A 7,065-nucleotide genomic window follows, 5' to 3' on the forward strand; every position below is an offset into this window, starting at 1 on the left:
AAGGAATAGACGGCTCCTTGTTTTCTTAGACGCTTAAGGGCATAAATTCTATGTCCCAAGAACCAAATACTTCACAACCCATCATTACCGATATCAAAAGAATCGCTGTTTGCGGTGGCTCTCTCGGCAGAGAACGTAGGTCCTATGTACGCGGACAGGTTGTCGATGTTGGCATTACCGACCTCATGAAGGCTGATGGGCTTTGGGACCTCATGACCGGTTTATTCAAAGGGGATGAAACTAAAATCACACCCTTTCTCGATTTTTCTTTGGCTCCTGTCCGAAAACCAGTTTTGAAACTAGAGGTTTTTGACAGTTCAGGCAAACTCATTTACACCTCAGGAAAAATCAAAGCCGACGAAGATGGATTTTTTTCCTGTGAGATACGAGACAAACTGCCCGTTGGTTTTCATGATTTCCAAGTGGTATTGGAAGGTTTAGATAGTTTTCGTCAGTATTCCAAAGACCTCGCCCACTTAAATGCTACCGAAGATTCAATCCTTGGTAAAACAACAATTGTAGGGAAAGGCAAACTGCGCATTTTACCAGAAGACTACCAAGGGATTGTTGTCACGTCAGACATTGACCAAACCTATTTAGCAACAGACATCCATTCAGGAAAAGGAAAGTTCTCCGCCCTATTCGAAACACCAAACCAAAAACAAGCGCTTCCTGGTATGCCGGAATTGTACAGAGAACTAAGAATTGCGACAAACAATTCTCCTTTGGCATTTATCTCAGCAAGCCCTCACTTTTTTAGAAGGACAATGCTTGCCACCATTGCCAAAGACAATATCCAAATTGAATCCTTACATTTAAAGTACTTGGAAGGAACCATCAAAGGTGTCTTTGATAAAGTCATCGATACCATTTTCAATCCACTCGAGTTTTTGCAAAATGGATTCAAACCAGCTTGGTCTCGCACAAAAAAATTCTTAGGTGCTTCTTACCAAAGTTTGTTTGACCAAATGTCTTATAAACTCTCCATCCTTTTGTATGATCGCATTTATTTGCCAACACAATCGAAGGAAATCCTACTGGGCGATAATACCGAATCTGATTTTATGATCTTTACCCTTTACCAATTGATTTGTATGGGGAAAATCACAGGAGACGAGTTAGAGGAATACCTCTACAAATTGAATTTTTTGGGAAGGGATGCAATCACAAGAGATGCAGCGAAAAAAATCCGATTGTATGCTGAAGAAATCCAAAGGATCCATGGACCTAAAAATCCAGTAGCATTAACCATGATCAACCGAACAAGCCACGGTCCCAGTGAAGCCGATATGATCCAAAAAGTAAAAGAAGCTTTGCCTGACGGAATGTATGAATCTGAATTTGGCAAAAAACAAGCGTTTTACGGAACGGAAGGCGCAATGGGTATGGCCTTAATCTTGGAACAATACAACTTCCTTGATACCAACCAGATTTTATCTGTCATTGCGGGAATGATTGGGAAGGTATGGGAAGGAAAACTCGTCGATGAATCATTTTTACTTGGAAAAATTGATGAGTTGACCCTGCCAAAGGAAGTGGAAACCACTAGGCAAAAGATCAAAGAAAGTTTAGCTTCCGCCTTTACGAGTTAACCAATCATCCTCTGCCACCTATGTTTTCGTCTAACATAGACAACGTCGTATTTCGGAATGGATCAAATAGATTTTTTTCGATTGGAACGCGATGGGATCCCGAGACCCCCTTTGGCCAAACCACCTTCCATAAACTCAATGACATAGAGTGGCCTACCCTTTGATTCTTCAAAGATCCTCGCCACATACTCACCTAAAATCCCTATCGAAATGAGGATGGAACCTCCGATGAGACAAATCAAAGTCACAATGGTGGCCCAGCCTGGATTGTATACAATTGGCATTTGCAAAATGAAATGTTGGAAAGCACGGTAAAGGGCATACAACCCCACACAAAATCCAATTAAGGCAACCACGATCCCAAGTCCTAAACTGAAACGAAGTGGTAAAGGGGAAAAGGAAACGGCAGCATTCATCGCCAATTTTAACATTTTTTGCAACGGGTATTTTGTTTCTCCCGCAACACGAGGGTCGCGGTTGTAATACACTGGGATTTGAGGGAAACCAATCCAAGCATTCATTCCTCTAAGAAAACGATGGTTTTCTCGTAATCCATTCAAAGCATCCAAACACCTTCTGGATATCAATCGGAAGTCTCCCGAATCCAAAGGTAGGTCTTTATGAACCAAAATTTTCATTAGGCGGTAAAATGCCCAAGCAGTGATTTTTTTAAAAAAAGACTCCCCAGACCGAGCAAGCCTTTGCCCATACACGACATCATAACCTTCTTTGTACCGTGTGAGCATCTCCAAAATCACTTCTGGTGGGTCTTGTAAATCTGCGTCCATAATGACAACTGCATCCCCACGCGCATGGTCCATGCCCGCAGTAACAGCGATTTGGTGGCCAAAATTTCTTGCAAGTGAGATGACACGAACATTTTTATCTTCTTTTGCCCAATCCATAAGGCCGAGGATGGTACGATCGGAACTTCCATCATTCACTAATATGATTTCGGTATTCACCTCAAGTTTTGGAACTACTTCTCTTAGCCGTTGTTTCAGATAGTCTAAAACTTCTTCCTCATTATAACAAGGAATGATGAGAGAAAGGAGATTTGGTTTTTTTCTAGGGACAAGGTAATAGTGCATAGATTAAAGGATCATTTCCAGTTTTCGGATCGAAGAAAGAAAGACAATTGAAATCCAAAATAAGATAAAAAAATTAGTTAATCGCATCTTTTCATTATGCCTCAAAGTTTCTTTGGAATCACTTTGATGGTACTACCTTCAAAATGGATTTCCTGATTGACCATTTCCAGTTTTGGATACGGAGCCGGAGGACTTTCAAATAACAAAACCGTAGCCTCTTTCAAATCAATCTCCTTACAATGGTAGGCTTTGGGAACTAAGAATAACCAAGGGTCTAACAAACAAACGTTTTTGCCACTTCTATTGAGCCTTGATGCAAGTCCTAATACCAAATTCCCTTGGGAAAAGTCACGATCATTCATTTCCCAATGCAAAATGAAACGATCATTTAGTCCCAATACCAATTTAGATATTTCTTTTACATGAAGGTTCCGTTCTTTAGCGGGGACTTTCCCAAAAGTACCGATAAAAATTACGGCAAAAATCGTACAAAGAGCTACGATTCCAGTATTCCATTTCAAAGGAATTTTTCCCCATGGAAGGAGCCGAAAGCAAAGAAAGATTTGGACTGCAATCACTGCATAAAAATGCCAAAACAGATGGGGAACAATTGGACCCTTCATCCTAAATAAAGTTAAAAGGGTGATGAATGTATAAATGGAAGTGAAATTCCTTAATGTTTCTGCAAACGAATCCTTGGGAAACCGTTTCCAATAAGGAAGTAACACAATGAGCAAATACAAAAACCCCGCATAAGGAATCGAAACCATTTGCCCAAAGGTAAGGTTCAAAAACTGAATCACCTCAAACGGTTTTTTGTTCCCACCACCCTTGAGTAAATAAAGCAGAACACTCGTTATATTCCCAGGAAAATTGATAACAAAATCTACCAACACGGGCAACCAAACAACCAAGAGAACTGCGAGAGAAAGTCCTAATTGGAATTGAATCTCTTTTTTTTCCTTTAGTTCCCCCTTTCTTTTCCACTGGTAGAAATGGTACGTTATGAATAAAAATCCGATTCCAAAGGGAACTGCACCCATAATGTTTAGTTGGAAAAGGATTGAACCGAGAAAAATAAAAAGGGGTAAAAACTTCCATCGTCTCTCAACCACCTGGGCGATGGAGATCAGATACAATAAAAAAGGACATACCATCACATAGGGAGTCCATGTCTCAAAGAAAAATTGAAATCCCAAACTATGGGTAACAAATAAAAAAGAAACAAAGAGTATAATACCAGCGAGATACGATTTGAACTGTTTCGTGATGAGGTATAGGGAAAACCCAATACAAATGGCATTGGATAAAAAGGTCACGAATGCATACCGCGCATATTCGGATTCAAAAAATAGAAATACGGTCTCTGCCAGTGCCAAAAGATAAAAATAAATTGGCCCCGGGTGATTGAATTGAAACCGCGAATAGGCTCCATAACCTAATTTCCCTCGCAGTATCTCCATGATTTGGAAGTCATTGGCCGCAAGATCTGTTAAGAAATAAAACTCCCCCAAAAAATTCGGTAAGTTTACAAAATAAAAAATAAGAACCAGTATGGAAAAAAAGAAAAGGATCTGAAATTCAGGTCTGTTTGTTAGATTGAGAACAGTTTGTTTCTTAAAAAAATTCAAGTTTCTAATTCCTTATGGGAGCTTTTATCCACATCGTTTGAGGGGAATTTTCCGTTTCGTTTGTGAAATCCGATTCACTTCCATATATAAAAAATATGATCCAGGCTAAAAAGAATAGCAAAAAACAAGATTAAATCAGAAGCTAGTTTTCAAAAATGGCTATCTCTTCCCTGTTTTCAAATTTTACGCTAAGAAAGTTTATATTCTTAGGGATCCAAATTCTTTTTTTCTCACTATTTATCTTTGTCAGTTTATCTTACGTTTACACTGGAAATTTTCAAATACCTACTAAATTTATTCGTTATGTAAGTTTATTGTATTTGGCTTTTATACTCTTTCAAAAAAATGGCAACTCACAGTTTCAATTTTTTGCAATCTTTTTAGTTTACCTATCTTTTACGAATCCAGTGCCTTCTTCCGATTTAATTCCCGCTCGTTTTTTTCCTTTGTGGTTGGATCAAACTAACGGTTTTGAATTTAAAGATTTATTGAACCAAACCATTCACAAAGAATATAAACTTGAAGAATTCTCTTTCCTTAAAAGGGATTTTACTGATTTACCACATAACATAGATGGTAAAATTTTAGTTTTACCTTATTATTTGGTACCAGGCAAATTTGAGTATTTACCTTCTTATCCTTGGACACCAGGGATTATTAATTTTTTGTTTGCAGAACTTTTTACGATTCCTACAGAATTTTTACCGCTAGATCCAACCCAAAAAGAATCATCTATTTTATTTCTTTTGCCAAAACTCTACCAACTCGAAAAATTTACAGCGGCACTTCTATCAACTTTATCTGCTTATTTCTTATATTTAATATTGCAAAAAAAGCCATTTTCAAAAACAAAATATGAAGCTTTTATTATAGTCATCCTTTATTCGTTTTGCACTTCTCATTTTTCCAATTCGTCACAGGCACTTTGGCAACACACAACAATAGAATTTTTCCTTTCAATTCTATTGTATCTACTCTTTCACGAATCTCAAAACATCTTTAAATTTCTTTTGATTGGTTTCATAGCAGCAGTTTTAATCTACTCGCGTCCAAGTTCCATTTTCTTACTATCCTTTCCTGTTATTTATTGTTTGCAAAATTTCACAGAATTGAAATGGAAACTTATATTTAGCGGAATCATTTTTGGGGTATCCCTTTTCCTATTTGGAATCATAAATTTTCATTATTACGATGATGTAATGGGAGGTTATAACCTTCATAAAAAAGCATATGCCTTAGCTGGTTACTCAGATTTATTTCAATCTCACTTTCTGGAAGGTTTGATCGGTCTTACGATAAGCCCTGGTTTCGGTTACTATTTTTTTTCTCCGTTTCTATTATTCCCATTTCTTCTTTATAAGAAAATAGAGAATAAAACTCTATTAGGTCTTCTGTTCCTCCCCCAACTTCTTATTTTACTGTTTTATTCTAAATATATCTTTTGGGAAGGCGGTCACTCTTACGGAAGCAGGTTTTTAACAGATATCAACCTTTTCTCTATCTTAATGTTTTCCCTTCTTCCTTTTGATTCCTTGCAACATGGCAAAATCAAATACAGCCTGCTATTGCTCATCGTCTTTTCGTTTGGGATCCAATTTTACGGAACAAACCAAAAAGAATCTGTTTCGCTATGGAACAGCTGCAGATACAATTCAAATTTCGAAAAAGCATTCGATTTCAAAAATCTACCATTTTGGCCAAATTTAAATAAATCCAATTGTATCAAAATAAACAATTAAATATATTACATATGAATCATATTTATAAAATTCTGATCTTAGTCATAATCTCAATCGCATTGCCAACAATCAAACTCAGGTTTGTTCCTATTTTTGACCAAATCATCGGGGATGGGATGGATAATTTACTAAACATCACCCTCTTTGAAAAAAACTTACAGAATTTTGAAAATCTACTAAAAGGAGGTAATGCAACCTCAATATACAAAAGCGTTGGATTTTATCCCTATCAATATACTTCCTTGTTTACTGAAACTTTATTTTTCCCAACTACCATCTACTATTCCCTAAAGGCAATTCTTAGCTCTCAAACACTATCATATAATGGAGTCTTTTTTATTTCATCGGCATTAAACTTTTTTAGTTTTTTTTACCTCACAAAAGTTTTGAAATTTTCTTTTTTCAATTCAATTCTCGGTTCCATCCTCTATACTTCAGGTCATTTTTTTGCGATACAGTATGTACATATACAAAATCAATTTGCATTTGGTTTCCCAATATTATTTGCACTAATCACTCAATTTATAGAATCAAAAAAATCTATATACCTCTATTTTATTACGATTACGCTCATTTTACAGTTCTTTTCTTGCACCTATTTCGGTGTGTATTTATTGTATTTTAGTTTTCTTATCTATTTCATCACCTTTTTCCAGAAAGAGGATCTAAAAACATTCTCTATTTCCCATATTCACAACTCCTTAAAAAGAAATGGATTCTGGAAGTTTACCCTCGCCATTGTTTCTTTTGTGATTTTTGTATTTTTTGTTTATGGTTGGTTTGTATATACAAATTTAGAACTTTATCCAAAAAGAGAATTAATAGAAAATGTTTTCTACTCAAATACACTTTTGTCTATTTTTAACCTTACAGCAACAGCTTCAACTTACGACAGCTACGCACCTTTTGGTGTTACCCATAATAGTGTTCACTTGGGTTATGTGACCTTTGCAACAATTCTAATTTCGTTTCTATATATAAATAAATTAAAAGCTATTGTTAAATTATACAT

The 7,065-nt window shown here is 36.3% G+C and carries 5 protein-coding genes; 3 read left to right on the top strand and 2 right to left on the bottom strand.

From position 1 onward, the window contains the following. Positions 1–50: 50 nt before the first annotated feature. Positions 51–1,592, top strand: a complete 1,542-nt coding sequence (locus tag EHQ62_RS00895) for a phosphatase domain-containing protein (protein ID WP_135640383.1) — start codon at positions 51–53, stop codon at positions 1,590–1,592. A gap of 62 nt (positions 1,593–1,654) precedes the next feature. Here the strand turns inward: EHQ62_RS00895 and EHQ62_RS00900 are convergent, their stop codons facing one another. Together EHQ62_RS00900 and EHQ62_RS00905 are read right to left on the bottom strand one after the other, a co-directional pair. Then, complete coding sequence (locus tag EHQ62_RS00900) at positions 1,655–2,683, bottom strand: glycosyltransferase family 2 protein (RefSeq protein ID WP_135640384.1); 1,029 nt, start codon at positions 2,681–2,683, stop codon at positions 1,655–1,657. A 101-nt stretch (positions 2,684–2,784) separates the two neighbouring features. After that, positions 2,785–4,314 (bottom strand): hypothetical protein, encoded by a 1,530-nt coding sequence (locus EHQ62_RS00905; protein WP_135640385.1) that lies wholly within the window; start codon positions 4,312–4,314, stop codon positions 2,785–2,787. Positions 4,315–4,469: 155 nt separating this feature from the next. On the opposite strand from EHQ62_RS00905, the gene EHQ62_RS00910 reads away from it, so the two are divergent. Both EHQ62_RS00910 and EHQ62_RS00915 read left to right on the top strand, forming a co-directional pair. Then, positions 4,470–6,053, top strand: coding sequence for a hypothetical protein (locus tag EHQ62_RS00910; protein ID WP_135640386.1), 1,584 nt, complete (start codon positions 4,470–4,472; stop codon positions 6,051–6,053). 116 nt (positions 6,054–6,169) lie between these two features. Beyond that, the coding region (locus tag EHQ62_RS00915) for a hypothetical protein (RefSeq protein WP_167482816.1) at positions 6,170–7,065 on the top strand (896 nt) is incomplete at its 3' end.

This window comes from Leptospira jelokensis, assembly GCF_004769635.1.
In the GTDB taxonomy this organism is placed as follows: domain Bacteria; phylum Spirochaetota; class Leptospiria; order Leptospirales; family Leptospiraceae; genus Leptospira_A; species Leptospira_A jelokensis.

Excerpts from the sequence above, each read along its gene's own strand:
- EHQ62_RS00895 (WP_135640383.1), top strand. The coding sequence starts at position 51 with ATGTCCCAAGAACCAAATACTTCACAACCCATCATTACCGATATCAAA.
- EHQ62_RS00900 (WP_135640384.1), bottom strand. The coding sequence starts at position 2,683 with ATGCACTATTACCTTGTCCCTAGAAAAAAACCAAATCTCCTTTCTCTC.
- EHQ62_RS00910 (WP_135640386.1), top strand. The coding sequence starts at position 4,470 with ATGGCTATCTCTTCCCTGTTTTCAAATTTTACGCTAAGAAAGTTTATA.